Origin of the sequence: Cryobacterium sp. 10I1 (assembly GCF_035019805.1) — a bacterium.
In the GTDB taxonomy this organism is placed as follows: Bacteria; Actinomycetota; Actinomycetes; order Actinomycetales; family Microbacteriaceae; genus Cryobacterium; species Cryobacterium glucosi.
On the sequence record NZ_JASJVF010000009.1, the window covers coordinates 1 to 25,684 of the forward strand.

Genomic DNA, 25,684 nt, shown 5'->3' on the forward strand with positions numbered 1-25,684 from the left:
TGCGGCGCGGGAGGCGGGCTATTACGTCAACACCGCGAACCTGACCTCGGTCGACACTGTCTCGATCGAAGCGGCACTCGACCACCTGATGTACCAGTCGGTCGAGGGGATCGTGGTCATCGCCCCCCAGGTCCGCGTCTTCGACGTCCTCGAACAGCTCTCGATCGAGGTGCCGTATGTCACACTCCAGTCGACGGGCCGGCCCAATGACCACGCACTCTCCGTCGACCAGATCCACGGTGCACGACTGGCCACACGGCATCTCATCGACCTCGGGCACCGGCGCATCTTCCACCTCGCCGGGCCGCAGGACTGGATCGAGGCCGAGGCGCGGATGCGCGGGTTCCTGGAGGAAATGGGGGCGATGGACGTGCCGACGACCGCCCCGATCCTCGGGGACTGGACGGCGGACTTCGGCTATCACGCCGGGCGCGAACTGTTGCGGCAACGCGACTTCACCGCCATTTTCTCCTCGAACGACCAGATGGCGCTCGGGATCATGCACGCGGTCAGGGATGCGGGGCTCGACATCCCACGGGATGTGAGCATCGTCGGGTTCGACGATATTCCGGAGGCGCCACACTTCTGGCCGCCGCTCACGACCGTGCGCCAGGACTTCGCGGAACTGGGCCGCCGGTGCATCGCCCTCCTGCTCGGCACCATCGCCGGTGACGACCCGGACAAGTTCCGCGCACCGATCATTCCCGAGCTCATCGTCCGTGGCTCCACAGGGCCCCCTGCCTTCTGAATCCGGCGCGTTTCGGGTGGTTACCAAAACGCAACCAGCCACTTTTTCGCCCTGACTTGACAAGGACGCCCACTGCGGGCGTAGTGTGAGCACAGCGATTGTGACCGTTCACATTTCGTGACAATGTAAGTACGCACGTGAGTACGCAGACGGCCATGGCCTCAGCACCGCATGACAAAGGAGTCGAATTTCGTGATCGAGAACGCACAGGCCGCGCCCGCAGCCGACGCATCCGCCGAGATCTCTGTCATCGGAGGCGATCGCCGACCGAACGCCCTCACGCGCGGTGCGGGTATCTCCACCGGTACGGTGGCGTTCGCATGAGCACCTACGGACCCCAGATCGAGGTCGCGATCGCTCGCATCCGCGCCGATGTCGCCGACCTCCACGCCGAACTCACCCGCAACGGCCTCGTGGTCTGGACCGGCGGCAACGTCTCCGGCCGCGTCCCGGGCGCAGACCTCTTCGTGATCAAGCCGAGCGGCGTCGACTACGCCGACCTCGCCCCGGAGAACATGATCCTGTGCGACCTCGACGGCGCAGTGATCCCCGGCACCCCCGGCTCGGACCGTTCCCCGTCGAGCGACACCGCCGCCCACGCCTACGTCTACCGCAACATGCCCGAGATCGGCGGTGTCGTGCACACGCACTCCACCTACGCGACCGCCTGGGCCGCCCGCGGTGAGGAGATCCCCTGCGTGATCACGGCCATGGCCGACGAGTTCGGCGGCCCGATCCCGATCGGCACCTTCGCGATCATCGGTGACGACACGATCGGCCGCGGCATCGTCGCGGCCCTCACGGGACACCGGTCCCGGGCCGTCCTGATGCAGAACCACGGCCCCTTCACGATCGGCAAGGACGCCAGGGACGCGGTCAAGGCCGCGGTCATGGTCGAAGACGTCGCCCGCACCGTGCACATCGCCCGCCAGGGCGGAGCACTCATCCCGATCCCGCAGGCCGCGATCGACTCCCTCTACAACCGCTATCAGAACGTCTACGGACAAGCGCCGCAAGGAGCACTGAAGTGATGCCCGCTCTCTCCACCACTCTCGACCCCCACGATTTCGCCGCGATTGCTCGCACCGAGCTTCTCGTGACCGATAAGACCACCACCCTTCGGGATTTCACCCGCTAGGTGCGTTGGAACCAGGCCTACTACCGACTGGCACAAGGCCTGTAATCACATAGCAGCACCAATACAACTGCCATCAGAGTTGATAACAGATCCACGAAAGGTAATTCAGTGAAGACAAGTAAGGTCCTCGCAGGCATCGCTGCCATTGGACTCGCACTCTCCCTCGCTGCCTGCTCCGGCGGACGTGGCGACACAGCCACCACCACCGCTGCAGCGGGCGCCAACGCCGGTGCACTTGTCGGCGTCGCAATGCCCACCAAGTCCAGCGAGCGCTGGATCAAGGACGGCGACGCTGTCAAGGCCTCCCTCGAGAAGCTCGGCTACAAGGTCGACCTCGAATACGGCGAAGACAAGATCCCCACCCAGGTCCAGCAGATCAGCAACATGCTGACGAAGGGCGCGAAGATCCTCATCATCGCGTCGATCGACGGCACCGCGCTCAGCGACCAGCTTGACCAGGCCGCAGCGGCCGGCGTCAAGGTCATCGCGTACGACCGCCTGATCAACGGCAACAAGAACGTCGACTACTACACCACGTTCGACAACAACGAGGTCGGCGTGCTGCAGGCCACGAGCCTGCTCACCGGACTCGGCGTGCTGGACAAGGACGGCAAGGACACCGGCAAGACCGGCCCGTTCAACGTCGAACTCTTCGGCGGCAGCCCCGACGACAACAACGCCACGTTCTTCTTCAACGGCGCCATCTCCGTCCTGCAGCCGTACATCGACAAGGGCGTCATCGTCGTCAAGAGCGGCCAGGTCAGCTTCACCCAGGTCGCCACCCTGCGTTGGGACCCGGCGACCGCCCAGAAGCGGATGCAGAACCTCATCGCGAGCACCTACTCCGACGGCTCCAAGGTCGACGGCGTGCTCTCCCCGTATGACGGTCTCTCCATCGGCATCATCTCGGCTCTGACGAGCTCGGGATACGCCACCGACAAGCTCCCGATCATCACCGGTCAGGACTCCGAGGCCGCTTCGGTCAAGTCGATCATCGCCGGCCAGCAGTACTCCTCCATCTACAAGGACACGCGCCAGCTCGGCGACGAGGCCGTGAAGATGGCTGACGACCTGCTCAACGGCAAGACCCCCGAGGTCAACGACACGAAGAGCTACAACAACAAGGTCAAGGTCGTCCCGACCTTCCTGTTCGCTCCGCAGGTCGTTACCAAGGACAACTACAAGGCCCTGCTCGTCGACACCGGTTACTACACCGAGGCCGACCTCAAGTAGGTTCTTCGCTCCCCCGGCAGTGGCGGCGGGTCACCCCGCCGCCACTGCCAGCACCGAAAGCACCAGCACCACAACCACCACCCACCCTCTCTCCACCGGAAGAAGAAGTAACGGTGACAACGAATATTCTCGAGATGCGCAGCATCACGAAAACCTTTCCCGGAGTGAAAGCCCTCCAGGACGTTTCCCTCGCGGTGAAGCGAGGCCACATCCACGCGATTTGCGGTGAAAACGGTGCAGGAAAGTCCACCTTGATGAAGGTGCTCTCCGGCGTCTACCCGCACGGCACATACGAGGGCGAGATCGTCTTCGAAAATGAGCCGGTGGCCTTTAAATCCATCAATGACTCCGAGGCCTCAGGCGTCGTCATCATCCACCAGGAGCTGGCGCTGAGCCCGTTCCTCTCCATCGCCGAGAACATCTTCCTCGGCAACGAGCAGCAGAACAACGGCTGGATCGACTGGAACAAGACCAACATGGAGGCAGCCAAGCTGCTCGCCAGGGTCGGTCTCAAGGACAACCCGATCACCAAGATCCGCGACATCGGCGTCGGCAAGCAGCAGCTCGTGGAAATCGCGAAGGCCCTGTCCAAGGAGGTCAAACTCCTGATCCTGGACGAGCCGACCGCAGCACTCAACGACGAGGACTCCGCGCACCTGCTCGACCTGATGAAGCACCTCAAGGGCCAGGGCGTCACCTCGATCATGATCAGCCACAAGCTGAACGAGATCAAGGCCATCGCCGACGAGGTCACCATCATCCGTGACGGCAAGCTCATCGAGACGCTCGACATGCACACCGATGACATCTCCGAGGAGCGCATCATCAAGGGCATGGTCGGCCGCGACCTCGGCAGCCGCTACCCCGACCACACGCCGAACATCGGTGAGGAACTCCTCCGGGTCGAAGACTGGAACGTCTACCACCCGCTCGACCACCAGCGCCGGGTTGTCAAGGACGCGAACATCACCGTCAGGGCCGGCGAGATCGTCGGCATCGCCGGGCTGATGGGCGCGGGCAGGACCGAGCTCGCGATGAGCGTCTTCGGCCACAGCTACGGGCACAACATCTCCGGCACCGTGTACAAGAACGGCGTCAAGATCAACACGAGCACGGTAGCGAACGCCATCGATCACGGCCTGGCGTACGCAACCGAGGATCGCAAGCGGTACGGTCTCAACCTGATCGAGGACATCAAACGCAACATCTCCACGGTGGGCATGCACAAGATCGCCAAGCGCGGCTGGGTGGACTCCAACCAGGAGATCGTCGTCGCAGAGGGCTACCGCAAGAGCATGAACATCAAGGCTCCGACGGTTGAGGCCCTCGCCGGGAAGCTCTCCGGCGGAAACCAGCAGAAGGTCGTGCTGTCCAAGTGGATGTTCTCCGACCCGGATGTCCTCATCCTCGACGAGCCCACCCGCGGCATCGACGTCGGCGCCAAGTATGAGATCTACGGAATCATCAACCGCCTCGCCGACGCAGGCAAGGGCGTCATCGTGATCTCGTCCGAACTGCCGGAACTGATCGGCATCTGCGACCGGATCTACACCATCTTCGAAGGCCGGATCACGGCGGACGTCGCCCGCGGGCAGACGACGGCCGAATTCCTTATGCAAAACATGACCCAGGAAAGGGACAAGGACAAGCGATGAGCGTGTTCAGATCTTCACTTAATTACCTCGCCGGCCAGCTGCGGCAAATCGGCCTGTTCATCGCCCTGATCGCGATCGTGATCTTCTTCCAGGTGGCCACCAACGGCATCACCCTGAAGCCGATCAACGTCACGAACCTGATCGTGCAGAACAGCTACATCCTGATCCTCGCCGTCGGCATGGTCATGGTCATCATCGCCGGCCACATCGACCTCTCGGTCGGTTCGGTCGTCGCCTTCGTCGGCGCCATGTCCGGCGTGATGATCACGCAGTGGAATGTGCCGTGGTGGCTCGCGATCATCCTGTGCCTCGGTGTCGGCGCCCTCGTGGGAATGTGGCAGGGCTTCTGGATCGCCTACTTCGGGATACCGGCCTTCATCGTGACCTTGGCCGGTATGCTCACCTTCCGTGGGCTCACCCAGATAGCACTGCAGAACAAGCAGATCTCGCCGTTCCCCGACGAATTCCGCGCCCTCGGCAGCGGATTCCTCCCCGACCTCGGCGGCGGAACCAGTGCTGTCGAACCGCTGACCCTCGGTATCGGCATCATTGCGACGCTCTTCCTGGTGCTCCAGGGCATCCGCCAGCGCCGTGCCCGCGCGAAGTACGACGTCGAAGACGAGCCGTTCGCCTGGTTCCTCACCAAGCTGGTGTTCACCGCAGCGATGATCCTCGGCATCACGTACCTGCTCGCGAGCTACCGTGGCACGCCCATCGTCCTGATCGTCCTCGGCGTCCTGATCGTCGTCTACGCATCCGTGATGTCGAACAGCGTCTTCGGCCGCCACATCTACGCCATCGGTGGCAACCTGAACGCCGCTGCACTGTCGGGCATCAAGACCAAGCGCGTCACCTTCATGCTCTTCGTGAACATGGGCGTCATCTCGGCACTCGCCGGGCTCGTCTTCACCGCCCAGCTCAACCTCGCCAACCCGAAGGCCGGTGACGGCTTCGAACTCGACGCCATCGCCGCCGTCTTCATCGGTGGCGCCGCGGTCACCGGTGGTATCGGTACCGTCACCGGCGCCATCATCGGTGGTTTCATCATCGGGCTGCTGAACAACGGCATGTCGATCCTCGGTGTCGGAACGGAGTACCAGCAGCTCATCAAGGGCCTGGTGCTGCTCGGTGCCGTCGCGTTCGACGTGTACAACAAGCGTCGCTCCGGCGGTCGCTGACCCGCACAAACACGCGAGAGCGGGCCGGTCGTCTTCGGACGACCGGCCCGCTTTTTTGCGCCTGCGATCTGCCTTTTGTGTATCCGATCAGCCGTTACCCAAGCGTGACACGTCGCGGCAGCAGGGAGCCTGTTGCTCGCGGCCACTGCCGGTTACTATCTGTGGCATCTGGCGCAAGGAGCACAATGATGTCCACCCAGCACGTCATGAACGACGAGCCCGTCCGCGCGGACGGGCCGGTCATTCTGGAAATGCGATCGATCACGAAGGAGTTCCCCGGGGTCAAGGCCCTGTCCGACGTGTCCCTCACCGTGAAGGCAGGGGAGATCCACGCCATCTGCGGTGAGAACGGCGCAGGCAAATCCACCCTCATGAAAGTGCTCTCCGGGGTGTACCAGTACGGGACCTATGACGGCGACATCGTCTACCAGGGCAGGACCGTGCATTTCCGGGACATCCGCTCGAGCGAGGAAGCCGGGATCGCGATCATCCACCAGGAACTCGCGCTGATCCCCGAGCTGTCCATCACCGAGAACATCTTCCTCGGCAACGAGCCGACCCGGTGGGGCGCGATCGACTGGATCACGGCCAAGAAGACCGCCCTCGAACTGCTCGCGCGGGTCGGGCTCCGCGAAGATCCGGACACCCTGATCAAGAACATCGGCGTCGGCAAGCAGCAACTCGTGGAGATCGCCAAGGCGCTCAGTAAGTCGGTCAAGCTCCTGATCCTCGACGAGCCGACCGCGGCGCTCAACGAGGCAGACTCGCAGCACCTGCTCGACCTGATCCGGGGTCTCAAAGGCAAGGGGATCACGTCGATCATGATCTCCCACAAGCTCAACGAGATCGAACAGGTCGCCGACTCCATCACGATCATCCGTGACGGGAAGACGATCGAGACCCTCGACGTCGTGCGGGACGGGGTCAACGAGGACCGCATCATCCGCGGCATGGTCGGCAGGAGCCTCGAGAGCCGCTTCCCCGACCATGTCCCGAGGATCGGAGAGGTGTTCTTCGAGGTCAGGGACTGGAACGTGCAGCATCCGCAGGTCACGGAGCGGATGGTGGTCAAGAACTCGAGCCTCACCGTGCGGCGCGGGGAGATCGTCGGCATCGCCGGGCTCATGGGAGCCGGCCGCACCGAACTCGCGATGAGTATTTTCGGCCGGTCCTACGGCACCTTCCTCTCCGGACGGATGTTCAAGGACGGCAAGGAGATCGAACTGAGGAACGTGGCAGAGGCCATCGACCACGGACTCGCCTATGTGAGTGAAGACCGCAAGGCGCTCGGCCTCAACCTGCTCGACGACGTGAAGCGTTCGATCGTGTCCGCGAAGCTCTCCAAGATCTCGGCCGGTCCCGTCGTCAACGACGGCAAGGAGTACTCGATCGCGGAGGGCTACCGCACGAGCCTCCGGATCAAGACGCCGACGGTCGATTCCGGGGTCAGCAAGCTCTCCGGCGGCAACCAGCAGAAGGTCGTCCTCGCCAAGTGGATGTTCACGGACCCCGACCTGCTCATCCTCGACGAACCCACCCGGGGCATCGACGTCGGCGCCAAGTACGAGATCTACGGCATCATCCAGAACCTCGCGGCGCAGGGGAAGGGCGTCATCCTGATCTCCTCGGAACTCCCTGAGCTCCTGGGGCTCGCCGACCGCATCTACACGGTCTTCGAGGGTGCGATCACGGACTGCATCCCCGCGGCGGAGGCCGACCCGGAGACCCTGATGAAGAGCATGACGAGCGCCAGAAAGAAGGTTCGCAGCTGATGACTACCGAGACCACGACCACGAGCGAGGCGCGCAGCGCGCGGAAGCTGTTCGGCGGGGGAAACCTGCGTCAGTTCGGCATCCTCTTCAGCCTGATCGCGATCATCCTGCTCTTCCAGTACCTCACCAACGGCCTGACCCTGTCCTCAGGCAACCTGATCAACCTCGTCAGCCAGTACTCGTACATCCTGATCCTCGCCATCGGGATGGTGATCGTGATCATCGCCGGGCACATCGACCTGTCCGTCGGGTCCGTCGCCGCGTTCGTGGGCATCGTCGTCGCAACCTCGATGAAGGACTGGAACCTGCCCTGGCCTCTCGCCATCCTCTTCGGCCTCTTCGTGGGCATGCTGATCGGGGCGTGGCAGGGTTGGTGGGTCGCCTTCGTCGGAGTGCCGGCCTTCATCGTCACCCTCGCCGGCATGCTCATCTTCCGCGGCGGCAACCAGCTGATCGGCAACGCGAACACGGTGCCCGTCCCCCCTGGCTTCACCACCATCGGCTCCGGGTATCTTCCGGAGGTGGGGCCGTACACCGGGTACAACAACCTCACCCTCCTGCTCGGGCTCATCATTGTGATCGCCGTGATCTGGCGGGAGATCCGGGCGCGCCGCGTGCAGCGGATCATGGGTTCGACGCCGTCCCCGCTCTGGGCGAGCGTCGTCAAGGTCGTGCTGCTCAATGCGGTCGTCGTCTACGCGTCCTTCCTCTTCGCGGGCGGCCGCACCGGAACGAGCTTCCCGGTCTCCGGGATCATCCTCGGGGTGCTCGTGCTCGTGTACTCGTTCGTCACCCGGAACACGATCTTCGGCCGTCACGTCTACGCGGTCGGCGGAAACAAGCTCGCCGCCGAACTCTCCGGCGTCAAGTCCCGCCGGATCAACTTCCTCGTGATGATGAACATGTCGATCCTGGCCGCCCTCGCCGGCATGATCTTCGTCGCCCGCTCGGTCGCTTCCGGACCGCAGGACGGGCTGAGCTGGGAGCTCGACGCCATCGCCGCCGTCTTCATCGGCGGTGCGGCGGTCTCCGGCGGAATCGGCACGGTCACGGGCTCCATCATCGGCGGTCTCGTGATGGCCGTGCTCAACAACGGGCTCCAGCTCCTCGGTGTCGGAAGCGACCGGGTGCAGATCATCAAGGGTCTCGTGCTTCTCCTCGCCGTGGGGGTGGATGTCTGGAACAAGAAACAGGGCCGGCCGTCGATCCTCGGGTTCATGACCCGGAACCGGAAGACCACCCCGGCTCCGGACGAAGCGCCGATGGTCGTCCCCGACTCCGGGACGCCGGACACGGCCAGACCGCCGGCGAGCATGCCCTCCTGATCCGCGGCATCCGCATGACCTCTCCCGATCTCGCTCCACACCCAGCACAGCACAATCCCTGCTCCACCACATTGAGTAGAAAGCGATCGAACATGCGAAAACTCCTTGCGACTACAGCGCTCGCCGCCGTAGCCCTGATGGCACTCTCCGGGTGTTCCACCCGCACCGACACCACGGGCGGTTCCACAGCGGCCGCCGGATTCCCGGCGGACTCGGTGATCGGCGTCGCGCTTCCCTCGAAGACCTCTGAGAACTGGGTCCTCGCCGGAGGCCTCTTCGAAGACGGCCTCAAGACGGCCGGGTTCAAGGGCGACGTGCAGTACGCCGGCGCCTCGACGACGGTCAAAGACCAGCAGGACCAGATCTCGGCGATGGTCACCAACGGCGCCAAGGTCATCATCATCGGCGCGGCAGACGGCGGCCAGCTCGGCACCCAGGTGAAGGCGGCGAAGGACGCGGGTGCGACGGTCATCGCCTACGACCGGCTGATCCTCAACACGCCGGACGTGGACTACTACGTGGCGTACGACAACTTCAAGGTCGGTGAGCTCCAGGGCCAGGCCCTCCTCGATGGGCTCGCCTCCCGGAAGGCGGCCGGGCCGTACAACATCGAGCTCTTCTCCGGTTCCTCCGACGACGCCAACTCCGCGGTCTTCTTCAACGGCGCGATGAGCATTCTCCAGCCGAAGATCGACGCCGGCACCCTCGTCGTCGCCTCCGGCCAGACCGACATCAAGCAGACGGCGACCGCCGGCTGGAAGGCCGAGAACGCGCAGAGCCGGATGGACTCGCTCCTGACCAGCACCTACGGGGACAAGGCCCTCGACGGCGTGCTCTCCCCGAACGACACCCTGGCGCGCGCGATCATCACCTCGGTGAAGGCAGCAGGCAAGCCCATCCCGATCGTGACCGGCCAGGACTCCGAGGTGGAGTCGGTCAAGTCGATCATGGCCGGTGAGCAGTACTCCACGATCAACAAGGACACCCGCCTGCTCGTCGCCCAGGCCATCAAGATGGCCCAGGCGTTGCAGAAGGGCGAGGCCGTCGACGTGAACGACACCAAGTCGTACGACAACGGCGTCAAGATCGTTCCCGCCTACCTGTTGCCTCCGGTCATCGTGACGAAGGCCAACGCGGCAGAGGCCTACGCGAACGATCCCAAGCTCTCGCCGCTCACCAAGTAACAGATATCGCATCATCCGGCGGAGCCGGCCCCGGCCAGGGGTCGGCTCCGCTTGCATGAGGGGCCTCGGTTATGAGCGTTCACAATCGCCGAACGGATGCCGGGGATCCCCGCTTCACAGGAGATCGAAAAGATATCGGGAGGGCTTGTGAACGCGCGCTTGTGAGCGCTAACATTTCGACATCGACCAGAACGACCTGGTCGCCCGGCACCGAGACACGCAGCAGAATGTTCCGCCGGGACGCTAAACAAGGAGGTTTAGTCACATGATCAGGAAGATGATCGGAGCGGTCGCCGTCGGCGCCTTTCTCCTGGCCCTCACGGGATGTTCCACTGCCGCAGACACCAGCTCGACGGGCGCTGCGAAGGCACCGGGCGACATCGTCGTCGGCTTCGCCCAGGTCGGCGCGGAGAGCGGCTGGCGGACCGCGAACACGAAGGACATCCAGGATGCGTTCGCCGCGTCCGGAATGCAGCTCAAGTTCTCGGATGCGCAACAGAAGCAGGAGAACCAGATCAAGGCCATCCGCTCGTACATCACCCAGGGCGTCGACGTCATCGCGTTCTCTCCCGTCGTCGAGACCGGCTGGGACGCGGTCCTGAAGGAAGCGAAGGACGCCGGGATTCCGGTCGTCCTCACGGACCGTGCCGTCGACTCGAAGGACGACAGCCTCTACGTGAGCTTCCTCGGTTCCGACTTCGTCAAGGAAGGCCAGAAGGCCGGCCAGTGGGTCGTCGACGAATACAAGAACCAGACCGATCCGGTCAAGATCATCCAACTCGAGGGCACAACGGGCGCGGCTCCCGCCATCGACCGCGCACAGGGCTTCGCCGACGTCATCAAGGCCGATCCGAAGTTCCAGATCGTCGCTTCGCAGACCGGCGACTTCACGAGGGCGGGCGGAAAGCAGGTCACCGAGGCGCTCCTGAAGTCCAACCCGGACGCCACCCTGATCTTCGCCCACAACGACGACATGGGCCTCGGCGCGATCGAGGCCGTCGAAGCGGCGGGCAAGGTGCCGGGGAAGGACATCAAGATCGTCACCATCGACGCAGTGAAGGACGGCATGCAGGCGCTCTCCGACGGCAAGATCAACTTCATCGTCGAGTGCTCTCCGCTCCTCGGCAAGCAGCTGGTCGACATCGTCAAGAAGGTCGTCGCGGGGGAGAGCGTCGAGAAGCGCATCCTGACGGAGGAGACGACCTTCACCCAGGAGCAGGCGACTGCCGCACTTCCCACCCGTCAGTACTGAGCGGATCCGGTACCGCTTCGCCGGTCTCCGGCGGCTCGAATCGGCAGGCCATCCGGCCGGCCGGTCCCTGCCGCCGGGAACCGGCATCCGCTCGCACGACGATGAAGAGAGAACGTGAATGAACGCACAGGCCCCCGTCGTCGAGATGACGAACATCTCGATCTCCTTCCCCGGCGTCAAGGCCCTCGACGGGGTGAACTTCCGGATGTTCCCCGGCGAGGTGCACTCGCTGCTCGGGGAGAACGGTGCAGGCAAGTCGACCCTGATCAAGGCGCTGACCGGTGTCTATGCGATCGACAGCGGCCCGGCCGACAGCGGCGAGATCCTGCTCGCCGGCAACCGGGTCTCGTTCGCGGGCCCCGCCCAGGCCCAGAATGCCGGGATCAGCACCGTCTATCAGGAGGTGAACCTGCTCGGAAACCTGAGCGTCGCCGAGAACATCATGCTCGGTCGGGAACCCCGCCGGTTCGGCGGCATCGATTGGCGGGCCACCCGGCGTCGGGCTGTGGAACTCCTCCGCGGCCTGCACCTCGACATCGATCCCGGTTCACTGCTCGGTTCGCACTCGCTCGCTGTCCAGCAGCTCGTCGCGATCGCCAGGGCCATCGACGTCAACGCGAAGGTCCTGATCCTCGACGAGCCGACGTCGAGCCTCGACGCCGACGAAGTCGCCGAACTCTTCCGGGTGATCCGCGAGCTCAAGGCCGAGGGCGTCGCGATCCTCTTCGTCTCCCACTTCCTCGACCAGGTCTATGAGATCTCGGACCGCCTCACGGTCCTTCGGAACGGCAAACTCGTCGGTGAATACCGCACGGCAGAGATCCTGCGCCTCGACCTCGTGCAGAAGATGATCGGGAAGGAACTCGCGATCCTCGACGCCCTCGAGCGGCGGATCGTCGAGCCTGGCGGCGGGGAAGACGACGAAGTGCCCCTTCTGGCCGCGACGGCGCTCGGGCGCAAGGGGTCCATCGCGCCGGTCGACCTCCGGGTCTACACCGGCGAGGTCGTCGGGCTCGCCGGTCTCCTGGGCTCCGGGCGCACCGAGCTCGCCAGGATCCTCTCCGGAATCGACCGACCGGACTCCGGGGAACTGGTGATCGACGGCACGCCGCACCGGTTCCGAACGCCTCGTTCGGCCCTCGCGCGGGGAGTCGCCTACTCCTCGGAGAACCGCCGCGCCGAGGGCATCGTCGAGGACCTCACCGTGCGGGACAACATCGTGCTCGCGCTGCAGGCTGACCGCGGCTGGTTCCATCCGATCTCTCGGAAGCGCCGCGACGAGCTCGCGGTCAGCTACATCCAGGCCCTGAACATCCGGCCGGCCAACCCAGACGCCATCGTCAGGAACCTCTCCGGAGGCAACCAGCAGAAGGTGTTGCTGGCCAGGTGGCTCGCCGTCGCGCCGCGGCTGCTGATCCTCGATGAACCGACAAGGGGCATCGATGTGGGCGCGAAGGCCGAGATCCAGAAACTCGTGGTCAACCTCGCCGAAAACGGGATGTCGGTGCTGTTCATCTCGGCGGAACTCGAGGAGGTGCTGCGCCTCAGCAGCAGGATCGCGATCATGAGGGACCGCAGGCTCGTCGCCGACATCGTCAATGACGACCTGACCGTTGACAGCCTCCTGGCCATCATCGCCGACGGCGAACTGACGGCGGTGGAACGATGAACCGGATGTTCTCGAGCCGGTTGTTCTGGCCGGTGGTGATGCTGCTCGTCCTGTTCACCATCAACCTCGTCGCCTTCCCCGGCTTCTTCAGCCTCGAGGTCAAGAACGGGCACCTTTTCGGCAGCCTCGTGGACATCGCCCGCAACGGCGCGCCGACCCTCATCATCGCGGTCGGAATGACTCTCGTCATCGCGACGCGTGGGATCGACCTCTCCGTGGGCGCCGTGTGCGCGATCGCCGGTGCCGTGGCCTGCTCGATCATCCTCGGTTCCCCGGAACCGGGCAGCATCGGCACGGTCGCGGTCGCCGTGATCGCCGCGCTCCTGATCGCCCTCGTCCTCGGCCTGTGGAACGGGTTCCTGGTCGCCGTGCTCGGGATCCAGCCCATCATCGCGACGCTGATCCTGATGACCGCCGGGCGCGGCGCGGCGATGCTTATCACGGAGGGCCAGATCCTCACCGTGAACAGTCCTCCCTTCAAGGTCATCGGGTCCGGATTCGTCCTCGGCATCCCGGTTTCCGTCGTCATCGCGGCCGTCATCTTTGCCGCAGCCGCCCTGCTCACCCGGCGCACGGCCCTCGGGCTCCTGATCGAATCGGTCGGAATCAATCCGGAGGCGAGCAGGCAGGCCGGCGTCCGGTCGCGGGGCCTCTTGATCACCGTGTACACCTTCTCGGCATTCGCGGCCGCCATCGCCGGCCTCATCCTGACCTCGAACCAGACGGCGGCCGATGCCAACAACACCGGCCTCTTCATCGAACTGGATGCGATCCTCGCGGTGGTGATCGGAGGAACCTCTCTCGCAGGCGGCCGGTACTCACTCCTCGGCACCCTCGTCGGCGCCCTCGTCATCCAGACCCTCGTCACAACGGTGTACACGGTCGGCATCCCACCCATCGCGACGATGGTCTTCAAGGCCGCGGTCGTGACGGCCGTCTGCCTGCTGCAGTCGCCAACGACGAACGCCACGTTCGGCCGCTGGCGCCGGTCACTCGGCCGGGGACGTCCGGGCACCCGAACCGCCGAAAGGGCGTCCGTCTCATGAGCATCGACACCTCCTCCGCGCCCGTCGACGCGGGCCGCCGACTGCTCGGCCGGGTCTCGTCCGCGTTCACGAGCCCGAAGTACGGCCCCGTCCTCGTGACCCTCGTGCTGCTCATCGCCATCTTCGCGATCGGTGGCAGCCGCTATCGTGGCTTCGTTTCCGGGCCCGTGATCCTCAACCTGTTCGTCGACAACGCCTACCTGATCGTGCTGGCGGTCGGGATGACGTTCGTGATCCTGACCGGGGGCATCGACCTGTCGGTCGGGGCCGTCCTCGCCCTGTCGACCATGATCGCCGCGAGCCTGCTCCAGTCCGGCTGGTCTGCCTCGGTCGTGATCCCGCTCATCCTCGTGCTGACATCGGTGCTCGGACTCCTGGTCGGACTCATGATTCACATCTTCAAGATCCAGCCGTTCATCGCGACCCTCGCCGCGATGTTCCTCGCCAGGGGACTCTGCTACGTGATCAGCAAGGACTCGATCTCGATCACCGACCCGGTCTTCGTCAGCCTCGCGCAGACCAGGATCTCGTTCGGCGGTCGCATGAGCATCACGGCGAGCGTCGTGATCGCCCTTCTTGTGGTCCTGGTCGCGTTCCTCGTGCTGCACTACTCCCGGCTGGGCCGCACCGTCTACGCGATCGGCGGCGGGGAACAGTCGGGCATGCTGATGGGACTGCCGGTGGCCAGGACCAAGGTGCTCGTCTACGTGATCAGCGGATTCTGCTCCGGCCTTGCCGGGGTGCTCTTCACCTTCTATACGCTTTCGGGATACAGCCTCACGGCGGTCGGCACCGAACTCGACGCGATCGCCGCGGTCGTGATCGGCGGGACCCTGCTCACGGGTGGGTACGGCTTCGTGCTCGGCTCTGTGCTCGGCGTGCTCGTGCTCGGCACGATCCAGACGATCATCACCTTCGAAGGCACCCTCAGCTCGTGGTGGACCCGGATCTTCATCGGCGGGCTCCTCCTCGTCTTCATCGTCCTTCAGAAGGTCCTGACGGCACGCCGTCGATAACGCGTCCGGCGAGAGCGTGTCGGCCACGGCACCCGCGCGTGAGCCAGAATAAGGGGACAGAGAGACGATGCGTTGAACACGCATCGGTGGGAGCCAATGAGCCTGGTGAGCAAGGACGATGAGAAGGCGCGCGTCGCCAACATCTTCGACGTCGCGCGGCTGGCCGGCGTCTCGCACCAGACGGTCTCCCGGGTGCTCAACGACCTTCCCAATGTGCGCCCCGCGACACGGGAACGTGTCGAGAACGCGATCAAGCAGCTCCGCTACCGGCCGTCACCCGCTGCGCGCGCCCTCGTCACCCGCCGCTCCCGGACGATCGGCCTGATCACAACAGGAGGACCGGACTACGGACCCTCGAGCACCGTCCTGCGGTTCAACGAGGCGGCGAGGGACGCCCGGTACGCGGTGAGCATGGCGAGCATGCTCGAGTCGGACCCGGAGTCGTTGCGTTCCGCCGTTGAGCTCCTCCTGCGGCAGAACGTCGAGGCGATCGTGCTGATCGCGGCGCACCGCAGCGCCCTCGAGGCCGTCAGGGGCATCGAACTCGGGGTGCCCCTCATCGCGGTGGAGTCGAGCGGCCGCGGCGGATTCCACCGGGTCGGCGTCGACAACTACCGCGGTGCGCGGATCGCCGTCACGCACCTCGCCGAACTCGGCCACACCAATATCGTGCACCTCGCCGGACCGGCCGACTCCGTCGACGCCATCGAACGAGCCAGGGGCTGGCGTGACGAACTGGGCGACCGCGGCCTCATCGCGAGGGAACCGCTGATCGGCGACTGGTCGCCTGCGAGCGGGTTCCGCCTCGGCATGGACCTGATCGAATCCGGCGCCTATGGCGACTTCACGGCCGTGTTCGCCGGCAACGACCAGATGGCACTCGGACTCATCCACGCCCTCGTCCGCAACGGACTCGCCGTGCCGGACCGCGTGAGCGTCATCGGGTTCGACGATATCCCCGAGGCCGCGTTCTTCTCCCCGACACTGACGACCATGCGCCAGGACTTCGACGAACTCGGCCGCAACATCCTGAGCACCCTCCTCGCCGTGCTCGAGGACGAGGAGGCGCCCGACCTGCCGAGCTCGGTCCTTGAACTCGTCGTCCGCGAGTCGTCCGCCCCGCGCGCCTAGCCGCTCCCGGCGGCGACACGCCCGCGGTGAGTTATCCACAGAGGTGCGAATGCTGATTCTGCAGGATGTGGATAACCCGGCGATTTCCGCGGGAAAGCGGGCCTCCGAATGCGCCAGCCTGTTGACAACATCACGAATGTCGGTGGATAACTACATAATTGTAATTACCGCATGTAGTGGCCATTCCCATTGGGAGGCACTACATGTAGTATTGATCTCCAGCACAGCAACGCCGCAACACCCGTGACATCCCGCGTTTCGCAGGGCCGCATCGCACTTGCACAGTCGTACTGGCGCACTCACTTCTGAACCACTACTCTTCTGAACCACGAGAAAGGCCTTCCACATGGCAATCACGGTTTACACCAAGCCCTCCTGCGTGCAGTGCACAGCCACCTACCGGGCCCTCGACAACAAGGGCATCGAGTACGAAGTGCTCGACCTCTCCGTCGACGAGAACGCCCTCGAGGCCGTCAAGGCACTCGGCTACCTGCAGGCGCCCGTCGTCATCACCGACGAGGACCACTGGTCCGGCTTCCGCCCGGACAAGATCAACGAACTCGCCGCACGTCTCGCCTGAGCGGTCTGCGCTACGGGACTGAAGCACGCGGTTCGAGAGTGAGGCCGGCATCCAATGGCTGAGATCGTCTATTTCTCCAGCACCTCGGGGAACACCCAGAGGTTCGTGGAGAAACTCGGCCGGCCTGCCGCACGCATCCCGTTGTACGCGCGCGACGAGCCGCTCCGGGCGACGGAGCCCTATGTGCTCGTCGTGCCGACCTATGGCGGCGGCGAGGCCAGGGGAGCTGTGCCGAAGCAGGTCATCCGCTTCCTGAACGACGAACACAACCGTTCGCTCATCCGCGGCGTGATCGGCGCGGGCAACATGAACTTCGGCACGGCATTCTGCATCGCGGGGGACATCATCGCGGCAAAGTGCAACGTGCCGCATATGTATCGATTTGAAGTATTGGGAACTCCGGATGATGTGCGCATCGTTCACGACGGATTGGAATCATTTTGGAAGCAACAGCCGTGAAAGTAGCCCCGCACGCGCAGGTCGCGCTGGCGATGGACTATCACTCCCTCAATGCCATGCTCAACCTCTATGGGCCGAACGGGGAAATCCAGTTCGATAAGGACAGGGAGGCGGCCCGGGAGTTCTTCCTGCAGCACGTCAACCAGAACACGGTGTTCTTCCACTCCCTCCGGGAACGCCTCGACTACCTGGTCGAGAAGGAATACTACGAGCAGGCCGTGCTCGACCAGTACTCCTTCGAATTCATCACGAGGCTCAACGACCTCGCGTACTCGAAGAAGTTCCGCTTCCAGACCTTCCTCGGTGCGTTCAAGTACTACACGTCGTACACGCTCAAGACCTTCGACGGCAACCGGTACCTCGAGCGTTTCGAAGACCGCGTCGTCATGACCGCACTCGGCCTCGCCCAGGGCGACGAGAAGCTCGCGACCGGCCTCGTCGAGGAGATCATCGCCGGCCGTTTCCAGCCCGCAACGCCGACGTTCCTGAACTCGGGCAAGGCGCAGCGCGGCGAACTCGTCTCCTGCTTCCTGCTCCGCATCGAAGACAACATGGAGTCGATCGCCCGCGGCATCAACTCCTCGCTCCAGCTCTCCAAGCGCGGCGGCGGCGTCGCGCTGCTGCTCAGCAACATCCGTGAGTCCGGCGCCCCGATCAAGCAGATCGAGAACCAGTCGAGCGGCATCATCCCCGTGATGAAGCTCCTCGAAGACTCCTTCAGCTACGCGAACCAGCTCGGTGCCCGCCAGGGTGCCGGCGCCGTGTACCTGCACGCGCACCACCCCGACATCATGCGCTTCCTCGACACCAAGCGTGAGAACGCCGACGAGAAGGTGCGGATCAAGACCCTGTCGCTCGGCGTCGTCATCCCCGACATCACCTTCGAGCTCGCCAAGAAGGACGAGGACATGTACCTGTTCTCGCCCTACGACGTCGAGCGCGTCTACGGTGTGCCCTTCGCCGACATCTCCGTGAGCGAGAAGTACCACGAGATGGTCGACGACCCGCGGATCAAGAAGTCCAAGATGAAGGCGCGCGACTTCTTCCAGACCCTCGCGGAGATCCAGTTCGAGTCCGGCTACCCGTACATCATGTTCGAGGACACCGTCAACGCGGCGAACCCGATCAAGGGCCGCATCAACATGTCGAACCTGTGCTCGGAGATCCTCCAGGTCAACACACCGACCACGTACAACGAAGACCTGTCCTACGACACCATCGGCAAGGACATCTCCTGCAACCTCGGGTCGATGAACATCGCCCTGTCGATGGACTCGCCGGACTTCGGCAAGACCGTCGAAACCGCGATCCGTGGCCTCAACTCGGTCTCCGAGCAGAGCCACATCGCCTCGGTTCGTTCGATCGAAGACGGCAACGACAAGTCGCACGCGATCGGCCTCGGCCAGATGAACCTGCACGGCTACCTCGCCCGCGAGCGGGTGTACTACGGCAGCGAAGAAGCGATCGACTTCACGAACATCTACTTCTACACGGTGCTGTTCCACGCCCTCCGCGCCTCGAACACCCTCGCCATCGAACGCGGCCACGCGTTCGCCGGCTTCGAGGACTCGACGTATGCCTCCGGCGCATTCTTCGACAAGTACACCGACCAGGCGTGGGTCCCGTCCACCGCCCGCGGCGCCGAGCTGTTCGAGAAGGCCGGGGTGCGCATCCCGACCCAGGCCGACTGGGCCGAGCTGAAGGCATCCGTCATCGAACACGGCATCTACAACCAGAACCTGCAGGCCGTGCCGCCGACCGGGTCGATCTCCTACATCAACAACTCGACCTCGTCGATCCACCCGATCGCCTCGAAAATCGAGATCCGCAAGGAAGGCAAGCTCGGCCGCGTCTACTACCCGGCCCCGTTCATGACGAACGACAACCTGGACTTCTACCAGGACGCCTACGAGATCGGTGCGGAGAAGATCATCGACACCTACGCCGCGGCAACGCAGCACGTCGACCAGGGTCTCTCGCTCACGCTCTTCTTCAAGGACACCGCGACGACCCGCGACATCAACAAGGCGCAGATCTACGCGTGGCGCAAGGGCATCAAGACCATCTACTACATCCGTCTCCGCCAGATGGCCCTCGAAGGGACCGAGGTCGACGGCTGCGTCTCGTGCATGCTCTAAGCACAGCACCGCTTCATCTACTGTGGATGCTGTAATCACAGTGCACGCTGACTCGTCCGATACCGGCCGAAGACTGAGACAGGCCGAAAAAGGAACACGAAATGATTGACAAGCTCAAGCTCATCTCGCATGTCGATGCGATCAACTGGAACAAGATCGAAGATGAGAAAGACGTCGACGTCTGGAACCGGCTGACCAACAACTTCTGGCTGCCGGAGAAGATCCCGCTGTCGAACGACGTGCAGTCCTGGAACCAGCTCACCCCGGTCGAGCAGCAGCTCACCCTGCGCGTGTTCACCGGCCTGACCCTGCTCGACACGATCCAGGGCACCGTCGGCGCCGTCTCGCTGATCCCCGACTCGATCACCCCGCACGAAGAGGCCGTCTACACGAACATCGCGTTCATGGAGTCCGTGCACGCCAAGAGCTACTCGTCGATCTTCTCCACCCTGAGCAACACCAAGGACATCGACGAGGCGTTCCGCTGGTCGACGGAGAACGTCAACCTGCAGCGCAAGGCCTCGATCGTGATGGACTACTACCAGGGCGACGACCCGCTCAAGCGCAAGGTCGCCTCGGTGCTGCTCGAGTCGTTCCTGTTCTACTCGGGCTTCTACCTGCCGATGTGGTTCTCCAGCCGCGCCCGCCTGACCAACACGGCCGACCTCATCCGCCTGATCATCCGTGACGAAGCGGTGCACGGCTACTACATCGGCTACAAGTTCCAGAAGGGCCTCGAGGCGGCGACGCAGGAGCGTCGCGACGAGATCAAGGACTACGCGTTCAACCTCGTCTTCGAGCTCTACGAGAACGAGGTGCAGTACACCCAGGACCTCTACGACACCGTCGGCCTGACCGAGGACGTCAAGAAGTTCCTGCACTACAACGCCAACAAGGCCCTGATGAACCTCGGCTACGAGGCCATCTTCCCCAAGGAGGTGTGCGACGTGAACCCGGCGATCCTGTCCGCGCTCTCGCCGAACGCCGACGAGAACCACGACTTCTTCTCCGGGTCGGGCTCCTCGTACGTGATCGGCAAGGCCGTCAACACGGAAGACGCCGACTGGGACTTCTAGCCCTGGTGTTGTTTCGCGATTTAGTTGGCCATTTCGCAAATTAGTTGGCCATTTTCGCATCTGACTTGGCCACGTGGGGCAGCGATGCTCCTTCAGCTAATTGCTTTCCCGATTTGAAGGGGCGCTGCGAATGGCGAACGTAAAGCGACCTCTACCTATTGAATTGTGCACGGGTTGGCCGGAGAATCCTTCGGACAACCCGAGCGCAGAGGTTGTGCGTCAGTTCGCCCTGAACGTTCGAGATGCAATCGGCGACAACAGCGCGCGGTCCGTTGCCACAGAATGCGGGCTCAGTCACGTAACGGTTCTGAATGCGCTCAACGGCAAGAGTTGGCCGGACGCATGGACCATCACACACCTCGAGCGCGGGCTGAACGCTGAGCTCTGGCCGCATGCTGCAATCAGAGCGGAGATGACATGAAACATCCCTACCGAATCGCGAGGCAAGCGCACTTAGGCGATTTCCTCGACGAACTCCGAACCGCAGGCTTAATCGCCTGGGTCTGGAGCTACCCTGGCTCCAGCGGGGAGTACACAATCACCGAGAACGGCAAGCAGCCACGGCTGTACGGAACGAGAGAAGCCGAGCTGTTGGCCGAGCGTTACGCCGCGCGGGCGGCGACGGTTTGGTTTCCCGTGCCACACCCAGGTGGGCGGGACCAGCTGACCGAAACGCAGAAACGCATGGAAGCTGCACGCCACGAGATTGCCCACGCCAGCGGTGACGATGAGTAGCTCGTCGCGCGTGGGCGCTCCAAGATAGAGCGCCGCGTACGCAGCGCCATGACGCATGTGACCCAACTTTGCTTCACACAGAGGGCCACCGACGGCGTTGTCTGTAGGTGCAAGTAGGGTGGCAAAAGACCGCTCAGGGACACTGAAGCGGGATTTTATTTTGAAATCAGGGGGAAAAGTTGACGAGGAATACGCTCGCCGAAGCTGCGTTGGAACGACCAACGATTTCGATTTACCAGAATTCTGAACATATAGCCGGTCTCGTGCAGCAGTTGCTGGACTCCCCGCTTGTCACCTCGACCATTGAGGAGACACATAGCGATTCGTCGAAGACTAAGTCGGGCGACGCTGATGCGACGTTGACGGCAGACGCTACGGCGAAATTCCCGTTGGTCGGCAAGGCTACTGTTGCGGGCGATATCACTCTGGCCGGCTCCCTCGCAAAGGCCGTCAGCACTGGCTCACGGTCCACGCAGTCGTTTGTGTACTCGCAGGCCTTCTACCTGAACGTTGTTCGCCGTGCGTTGAAGGAGAAAGGCTTACTGCGCACCCTTAGTTCCGTTGCTGACGCCGAGTCAATTGAGGGTGGCGAGTTCGTGGAGTATCAAGCCACTTTCAGGCCATCAGAACTTGTGACAATCATGGATGTTGTTACCCCCGAACTCGTCTCCCAGATCGCGAAGTTCATCGTCAAGAAAAAAGAGCTTGCCCTCTTCAATGACTATGGCGACCTGGAGAAGGTACGAATTGCTGCCCTGAAGATGGAGCATACTGGGACGGCGCAGGGGGACCTCTGGGGAGACGTTACGAGAGCAGTTCAAGCTGACTTTCGACGGGACAAGACCCGCGAATACTACGGACTCGTGGGGAGCGATGACGACACGTTCACTGCAGTCACTATCTGCGACAACCCTCATTTCGTCGTAGACGATGAAGACAGGATTCTCGACGGCGTGTTCACTGTTCTCGGGAAGGCAATTTCCCCGGCCGAAGAGAATGTTCCGGTTCTTCAGAGAAACAAGCTTCTCCGCAACGTGAACCCTGACGGTGTTGACGCTCTGATTGCCGGCATGAAGGCGACCCTCAGCTCACAAAGCCCAGCAAAGTTCGGCGGCACCACCGTTGACGCATTGCTCAATCCAGAACTCACTTCCCGTATCGCAGGGAAGTCCATTCGAATCATCCCGCTAGCGATTTACGCGTAGACAGCAGCCAAGCGAAGTCCATTGAAGGGCGGTCAATTGTTCCCTCGTCACCGACTCGGTTCTACTCACACTTAGCAGGGCTCATAGCAATGGATAAGTAACCAAGAATCGGTATGCTCGCTGCATGACCACGTCTAAGGAGAAGTCGCACTGGCTGGCTATCCACTACGAAGAACGCACTTGGCACAAGGTGCAGGACGAGTACGGCTCACGCACCCAAAATCGCCTGGCCTCAGGCCCATACCTTGCGTCGGTGCCCGCGTTCATCGCTGATCTCCAGTTGCCGCTCGACACCGAGCTGCAAGCCCTGACCGAAGAGGCCGTGAGTGAGCTGGCTCGGTTCGATGCGGAAGTCGGTCACCTCACAGCACCATTCGCGGCCGTTCTCCTTCGCGCCGAGAGCGCTGCCAGCTCAGAGATTGAGCACCTGACCAGCGACGCACGGGAGATAGCCCTGGCGGAACTCGGTGAGCGGGCCTCAGAGGATGCGCAGCTCATCGCCGACAACGTCCGAGCTATGCAAGTGGCTCTGGCCATGGCCGAGTCGATCGACGGCATCGCCATCCTGGAGATGCACCGCGCACTCCTCGAGCACAGCAACCCGCGCATCGTCGGGCATTGGCGTGACCAGCAGGTTTGGATCGGAGTCAATAGCGTGGGGCCGCACTTCGCACAGTTCGTCCCACCACATCACGATCGGGTCCCTGCGCTCATGGACGACCTCGTTGCCTTCGCCAACCGCGTCGACCTTCCCGTGCTCGCTCAGACGGCGATCGCTCACGCCCAATTCGAGACCATCCACCCATTCCCCGACGGCAACGGGAGAGTCGGTCGCTCTCTCATTCAGGCGATGCTGCGCGGGGGCGAACTCACGCGGAACGTGGTTGTTCCGGTCTCCGCGGGGCTGCTCCGTGACACCGGTCGATATTTTGATGCCCTGAGCGCGTACCGGTCCGGAGACGTCACCCCGATAGTCCGTTCCATCGCGGAAGCATCGTTCGCAGCGGTGCACAACGGTCGCATCCTCGTGGCTGACCTGGAAAACGTGCAGGCGGAATGGCGCGGGCGCATCCGCGCGCGACAGGACTCAGCAGCCCACCGGCTCGTGGGCATTCTGCTGCGCCAACCCGTGCTCGGCGCAGCGGCAGCCGCGGCTCAGCTGGGCATCTCGACCGTCAACGCTCAGGTCGCCATCGACCGTCTCGTGGACGCCGGCGTCCTGACTCAGATCACAGACGGGCGACGGAACCGGATTTGGCTCGCGCCGGACGTCATCCGGGTCCTCGACGAGTTCGCTCCCCGAGCGAAGCGGCGCCGATAGTCCGGCGAGGAGCGCACGTACACGACGGCGGAGGTCGACGAGGAGCTAAGACTGGATTTTTGACAGACAAAGTGCCCCACAACAACTAAAATTGACAGTTACACCTGTCAAACCGAGAGGAGCAACCATGGTCACCGGACGTTCACACGTACGCACGCGTCTGCTCACGGAGCTCGGCTCGAACATCTCCCGTTGGCGGACACTCCAGGGCCTCAGCGCCACGGTACTGGCCGAGCGTGCCCACATCACCCGGGATACCCTTCGAGCTATCGAGACCGGCACAGGGGCTCCCCGCATCGACTCGCTGCTCGCGGTGCTCTTATCGCTTCACATGGCCAACACCGTCGTTGCGAGTACCGACCCCTGGAACTCGCTAGCGGGACGAGCGTTGATGGACGAACTGATCGGCACGCCAAACGAGCGGCGGTGGATGACCGAACCACCCGATGGGCCGATCCCGATCGCACGCCGCGACGACCGCTAGACGTCCGAATTCATTCCTCATCTGAACACCGAGCCAGGCCAAGGAGGCCGTCATGAGCGCATCGGCTGCTGATAACAGCGCCGCGTCCAAGGCTCGCCAGCGTGCTGTCGAGGACGCTGTGCATAGCGGCGAGATGGAAGGCCTCAGCGTTGGCGACGAGTTCACTGCAGACGCCGCTGAGTACGCCCGTGGCACCATAAGCCTTACTGAGCTAGGCCGCCGAGTCCGCGCGCGCAATGGCGTTGCCTGAGCCCGCTGAGGTGTTCGTCGACCCGTATGTAGACCCGGCGACGGGGATACTGCGCAACCGGGTCAGCGCCACGGCACAGGTCATCCTCGATGCACACGAAGCCGAGCTCACAGCGCTTGCTGCGATCGAGCTAGCAGAGCACCCGATTAAGCCAACAGGCGATCTTCGCCAGCTGCGAGCTATCCACAAGCGGCTACTTCATGACGTCTACGACTGGGCGGGGGAGCTACGCACTGTCGATCTGCGCAAAGGTGGCAGCCCAGCTGCAGAGTTCTTCATGCCGGTCTCGCGCCTCGAGTCCGGCGCCGGGTTCGCCTTTCAGGAGCTCGCCGAAGAACACTTTCTCCGAGGCTTAGAACCAGAGCAGTTCGCGAGGCGTATCGCGCATCACTACGACCAGGTGAATTACCTGCACCCGTTCCGCGAAGGCAATGGGCGGGCGCAACGGATCTTCTGGACGCAGATTGCCCAGCGGGCCGGCTACGAGCTGGACTGGCGCGGCATAACCGGCGCAGCGAACGACCAAGCATCGAGGGAAGCGATGGAGAAGCAGGATCTCGATGGGCTTCGGGAAATATTCCGCGCGATCGTGAAACCACTAGGTGCGACCAAGTAGTTCCAGAAGAGCCGTATCAGTTGGCAGCGACTCAGCCGGCATTGACGAAAGCGCGGGCCGCCGCCATCACGTCACGAACTCGGCCCTCGGCGATTACCTCTGCCGGCGCCGCGTCTCTGAGCTGGGTGTTCATGCCGATAAACCAGGCCCGTACGACCTCGTCGGAGTCGACCTCGGCCAGCAGCTCGACGATCTCGAAGGTGTCGCGCAACAACTGCTGGGCGTGCATGGTCGGCTTCGCCTCGCCTGCGAACCATCGCGAGACTTGCCGCGGGGTCTTCCCCGTGATGACCGCGACGACATCCCGCCCCAGGACCTTCTGAAGGCGCGCCACGATCGACGGTAACGCCAACGCAACGGATTCCTTGTGCGCCGAGCGCCGCAGCGGGCGCATTGCTGAGTCTGTCATCCACTTAGCGTACAAAGCAGTCAGCCCAAGAGACAGGGTGAGGTCACCAGATACGACATTATGT

General features: G+C 63.4%; 25 protein-coding genes. 24 read left to right on the forward strand and 1 reads right to left on the reverse strand.

Annotated elements, in window-relative coordinates; translation table 11 throughout:
- The 24 genes from QN345_RS02020 to QN345_RS02135 all read left to right on the forward strand — a co-directional run.
- A partial coding sequence (locus tag QN345_RS02020) for a substrate-binding domain-containing protein (protein WP_323508420.1) occupies positions 1-748 on the forward strand: 748 nt, incomplete at its 5' end.
- Between the two features lie 192 nt (positions 749-940).
- Complete coding sequence (locus tag QN345_RS02025; protein WP_255454105.1) at positions 941-1,072, forward strand: hypothetical protein; 132 nt, start codon at positions 941-943, stop codon at positions 1,070-1,072.
- A complete protein-coding gene (locus QN345_RS02030; RefSeq protein WP_134446760.1) occupies positions 1,069-1,779 on the forward strand; it encodes an L-ribulose-5-phosphate 4-epimerase in 711 nt (236 codons plus the stop codon). The genes QN345_RS02025 and QN345_RS02030 overlap by 4 nt, the downstream gene beginning before the upstream one ends.
- 215 nt (positions 1,780-1,994) lie before the next feature.
- The gene (chvE, locus tag QN345_RS02035) at positions 1,995-3,119 is read left to right on the forward strand and encodes a multiple monosaccharide ABC transporter substrate-binding protein (RefSeq protein WP_134446762.1); all 1,125 of its coding nucleotides are present in this window, start codon (positions 1,995-1,997) and stop codon (positions 3,117-3,119) included.
- Between the two features lie 134 nt (positions 3,120-3,253).
- The gene (gene mmsA, locus QN345_RS02040) at positions 3,254-4,774 is read left to right on the forward strand and encodes a multiple monosaccharide ABC transporter ATP-binding protein (RefSeq protein ID WP_370294730.1); all 1,521 of its coding nucleotides are present in this window, start codon (positions 3,254-3,256) and stop codon (positions 4,772-4,774) included.
- Positions 4,771-5,952, forward strand: a complete 1,182-nt coding sequence (mmsB, locus tag QN345_RS02045; RefSeq protein WP_134446766.1) for a multiple monosaccharide ABC transporter permease — start codon at positions 4,771-4,773, stop codon at positions 5,950-5,952. Before mmsA (QN345_RS02040) ends, mmsB (QN345_RS02045) begins: the two co-directional genes overlap by 4 nt.
- 185 nt (positions 5,953-6,137) lie before the next feature.
- Positions 6,138-7,724: a multiple monosaccharide ABC transporter ATP-binding protein gene (gene mmsA / locus QN345_RS02050; protein WP_322188524.1), complete on the forward strand. Its 1,587-nt coding sequence runs from the start codon at positions 6,138-6,140 to the stop codon at positions 7,722-7,724.
- Positions 7,724-9,049, forward strand: a complete 1,326-nt coding sequence (gene mmsB, locus QN345_RS02055) for a multiple monosaccharide ABC transporter permease (protein ID WP_134558054.1) — start codon at positions 7,724-7,726, stop codon at positions 9,047-9,049. The genes mmsA (QN345_RS02050) and mmsB (QN345_RS02055) overlap by 1 nt, the downstream gene beginning before the upstream one ends.
- 92 nt (positions 9,050-9,141) lie before the next feature.
- Positions 9,142-10,233, forward strand: coding sequence for a sugar-binding protein (locus QN345_RS02060; RefSeq protein WP_322188522.1), 1,092 nt, complete (start codon positions 9,142-9,144; stop codon positions 10,231-10,233).
- Positions 10,234-10,498: 265 nt separating this feature from the next.
- Positions 10,499-11,485, forward strand: a complete 987-nt coding sequence (locus QN345_RS02065) for an ABC transporter substrate-binding protein (protein ID WP_322188520.1) — start codon at positions 10,499-10,501, stop codon at positions 11,483-11,485.
- 118 nt (positions 11,486-11,603) lie between these two features.
- Positions 11,604-13,154 (forward strand): sugar ABC transporter ATP-binding protein, encoded by a 1,551-nt coding sequence (locus QN345_RS02070; RefSeq protein WP_134446773.1) that lies wholly within the window; start codon positions 11,604-11,606, stop codon positions 13,152-13,154.
- Positions 13,151-14,200: an ABC transporter permease gene (locus tag QN345_RS02075; RefSeq protein WP_134561679.1), complete on the forward strand. Its 1,050-nt coding sequence runs from the start codon at positions 13,151-13,153 to the stop codon at positions 14,198-14,200. The genes QN345_RS02070 and QN345_RS02075 overlap by 4 nt, the downstream gene beginning before the upstream one ends.
- A complete protein-coding gene (gene yjfF / locus QN345_RS02080) occupies positions 14,197-15,216 on the forward strand; it encodes a galactofuranose ABC transporter, permease protein YjfF (protein ID WP_134446775.1) in 1,020 nt (339 codons plus the stop codon). The genes QN345_RS02075 and yjfF overlap by 4 nt, the downstream gene beginning before the upstream one ends.
- A 105-nt stretch (positions 15,217-15,321) precedes the next feature.
- On the forward strand, positions 15,322-16,347 hold the full coding sequence (locus QN345_RS02085) for a LacI family DNA-binding transcriptional regulator (protein WP_323508423.1): 1,026 nt from the start codon (positions 15,322-15,324) through the stop codon (positions 16,345-16,347).
- 346 nt (positions 16,348-16,693) lie between these two features.
- Positions 16,694-16,927, forward strand: coding sequence for a glutaredoxin-like protein NrdH (gene nrdH / locus QN345_RS02090; protein WP_134446781.1), 234 nt, complete (start codon positions 16,694-16,696; stop codon positions 16,925-16,927).
- Between the two features lie 54 nt (positions 16,928-16,981).
- Positions 16,982-17,386 (forward strand): class Ib ribonucleoside-diphosphate reductase assembly flavoprotein NrdI, encoded by a 405-nt coding sequence (gene nrdI, locus QN345_RS02095; RefSeq protein ID WP_134446783.1) that lies wholly within the window; start codon positions 16,982-16,984, stop codon positions 17,384-17,386.
- 32 nt (positions 17,387-17,418) lie between these two features.
- Complete coding sequence (gene nrdE / locus QN345_RS02100) at positions 17,419-19,524, forward strand: class 1b ribonucleoside-diphosphate reductase subunit alpha (protein WP_322137397.1); 2,106 nt, start codon at positions 17,419-17,421, stop codon at positions 19,522-19,524.
- Between the two features lie 101 nt (positions 19,525-19,625).
- Positions 19,626-20,600, forward strand: a complete 975-nt coding sequence (nrdF, locus tag QN345_RS02105; protein ID WP_134446785.1) for a class 1b ribonucleoside-diphosphate reductase subunit beta — start codon at positions 19,626-19,628, stop codon at positions 20,598-20,600.
- Positions 20,601-21,017: 417 nt separating this feature from the next.
- Positions 21,018-21,335 (forward strand): hypothetical protein, encoded by a 318-nt coding sequence (locus QN345_RS02110; protein WP_322137057.1) that lies wholly within the window; start codon positions 21,018-21,020, stop codon positions 21,333-21,335.
- Between the two features lie 263 nt (positions 21,336-21,598).
- Positions 21,599-22,540, forward strand: a complete 942-nt coding sequence (locus QN345_RS02115; protein ID WP_322141017.1) for a hypothetical protein — start codon at positions 21,599-21,601, stop codon at positions 22,538-22,540.
- Between the two features lie 124 nt (positions 22,541-22,664).
- Positions 22,665-23,861 carry a Fic family protein gene (locus QN345_RS02120; protein ID WP_322137060.1) on the forward strand — a complete coding sequence of 399 codons (1,197 nt, stop codon included), beginning with the start codon at positions 22,665-22,667 and terminating at the stop codon, positions 23,859-23,861.
- Between the two features lie 127 nt (positions 23,862-23,988).
- Positions 23,989-24,345: a helix-turn-helix transcriptional regulator gene (locus QN345_RS02125; protein ID WP_322137061.1), complete on the forward strand. Its 357-nt coding sequence runs from the start codon at positions 23,989-23,991 to the stop codon at positions 24,343-24,345.
- 52 nt (positions 24,346-24,397) lie between these two features.
- Entirely contained in the window at positions 24,398-24,595 is a 198-nt protein-coding gene (locus tag QN345_RS02130) for a hypothetical protein (RefSeq protein ID WP_322137062.1), read from the forward strand.
- A gap of 10 nt (positions 24,596-24,605) precedes the next feature.
- On the forward strand, positions 24,606-25,211 hold the full coding sequence (locus QN345_RS02135) for a Fic/DOC family protein (RefSeq protein WP_322141016.1): 606 nt from the start codon (positions 24,606-24,608) through the stop codon (positions 25,209-25,211).
- 31 nt (positions 25,212-25,242) lie between these two features.
- On the opposite strand, the gene QN345_RS02140 is transcribed toward QN345_RS02135, so the two are convergent.
- On the reverse strand, positions 25,243-25,620 hold the full coding sequence (locus tag QN345_RS02140) for a hypothetical protein (RefSeq protein ID WP_322137064.1): 378 nt from the start codon (positions 25,618-25,620) through the stop codon (positions 25,243-25,245).
- Between the last annotated feature and the right edge of the window lie 64 nt (positions 25,621-25,684).

What these genes read in the sequence shown, in the direction of transcription:
- QN345_RS02030 (WP_134446760.1), top strand. Translation starts at nt 1,069, where the DNA reads ATGAGCACCTACGGACCCCAGATCGAGGTCGCGATCGCTCGCATCCGC.
- mmsA (WP_370294730.1), top strand. Translation starts at nt 3,254, where the DNA reads ATGCGCAGCATCACGAAAACCTTTCCCGGAGTGAAAGCCCTCCAGGAC.
- mmsB (WP_134446766.1), top strand. Translation starts at nt 4,771, where the DNA reads ATGAGCGTGTTCAGATCTTCACTTAATTACCTCGCCGGCCAGCTGCGG.
- mmsA (WP_322188524.1), top strand. Translation starts at nt 6,138, where the DNA reads ATGATGTCCACCCAGCACGTCATGAACGACGAGCCCGTCCGCGCGGAC.
- mmsB (WP_134558054.1), top strand. Translation starts at nt 7,724, where the DNA reads ATGACTACCGAGACCACGACCACGAGCGAGGCGCGCAGCGCGCGGAAG.
- QN345_RS02060 (WP_322188522.1), top strand. Translation starts at nt 9,142, where the DNA reads ATGCGAAAACTCCTTGCGACTACAGCGCTCGCCGCCGTAGCCCTGATG.
- QN345_RS02065 (WP_322188520.1), top strand. Translation starts at nt 10,499, where the DNA reads ATGATCAGGAAGATGATCGGAGCGGTCGCCGTCGGCGCCTTTCTCCTG.
- QN345_RS02070 (WP_134446773.1), top strand. Translation starts at nt 11,604, where the DNA reads ATGAACGCACAGGCCCCCGTCGTCGAGATGACGAACATCTCGATCTCC.
- QN345_RS02075 (WP_134561679.1), top strand. Translation starts at nt 13,151, where the DNA reads ATGAACCGGATGTTCTCGAGCCGGTTGTTCTGGCCGGTGGTGATGCTG.
- yjfF (WP_134446775.1), top strand. Translation starts at nt 14,197, where the DNA reads ATGAGCATCGACACCTCCTCCGCGCCCGTCGACGCGGGCCGCCGACTG.
- nrdH (WP_134446781.1), top strand. Translation starts at nt 16,694, where the DNA reads ATGGCAATCACGGTTTACACCAAGCCCTCCTGCGTGCAGTGCACAGCC.
- nrdI (WP_134446783.1), top strand. Translation starts at nt 16,982, where the DNA reads ATGGCTGAGATCGTCTATTTCTCCAGCACCTCGGGGAACACCCAGAGG.
- nrdE (WP_322137397.1), top strand. Translation starts at nt 17,419, where the DNA reads ATGGACTATCACTCCCTCAATGCCATGCTCAACCTCTATGGGCCGAAC.
- nrdF (WP_134446785.1), top strand. Translation starts at nt 19,626, where the DNA reads ATGATTGACAAGCTCAAGCTCATCTCGCATGTCGATGCGATCAACTGG.
- QN345_RS02110 (WP_322137057.1), top strand. Translation starts at nt 21,018, where the DNA reads ATGAAACATCCCTACCGAATCGCGAGGCAAGCGCACTTAGGCGATTTC.
- QN345_RS02120 (WP_322137060.1), top strand. Translation starts at nt 22,665, where the DNA reads ATGACCACGTCTAAGGAGAAGTCGCACTGGCTGGCTATCCACTACGAA.
- QN345_RS02125 (WP_322137061.1), top strand. Translation starts at nt 23,989, where the DNA reads ATGGTCACCGGACGTTCACACGTACGCACGCGTCTGCTCACGGAGCTC.
- QN345_RS02130 (WP_322137062.1), top strand. Translation starts at nt 24,398, where the DNA reads ATGAGCGCATCGGCTGCTGATAACAGCGCCGCGTCCAAGGCTCGCCAG.
- QN345_RS02140 (WP_322137064.1), bottom strand. Translation starts at nt 25,620, where the DNA reads ATGACAGACTCAGCAATGCGCCCGCTGCGGCGCTCGGCGCACAAGGAA.